Source organism: Photorhabdus viridis (genome assembly GCF_040256935.1).
Lineage (GTDB): Bacteria > Pseudomonadota > Gammaproteobacteria > Enterobacterales > Enterobacteriaceae > Photorhabdus > Photorhabdus viridis.
The window spans coordinates 1-283 of the sequence record NZ_JBEJZY010000372.1 but is presented as its reverse complement, the minus strand read 5'-3'; the positions used below and the strand labels follow the sequence as shown (position 1 = coordinate 283).

Annotated in this window: 1 pseudogene; it reads left to right on the top strand. The window is 46.3% G+C overall.

What is annotated here, in order from left to right:
- Nucleotides 1-13 precede the first annotated feature (13 nt).
- Nucleotides 14-283, top strand: a pseudogene (locus ABR397_RS23795) (hypothetical protein); the annotation flags it as partial.

Genomic DNA, 283 nt, shown 5'->3' with positions numbered 1-283 from the left:
AGGAGACGTTGATATGCCCATACCATTACTGGTCCCTGTCGCAGTGGGTGCGGCTGAATATGTTGCCAGCGCCTGTGCCGGGGTATTAATTGCTGTCGGCATCATGGAAGCAAATAAGGAGAAATCTATTGAAGACGATGAATATATTCACCGTAAGAAAATGGATTTTGTGATAAGTCCTGAAATCACGGATGAAGACAGAAATATCGTCTGGAGTGCCGAAGCGCATGCGGATTTTTGGGAGGATGATGATTTAGGGGAAGGATCAGTTGATACCAGTGCG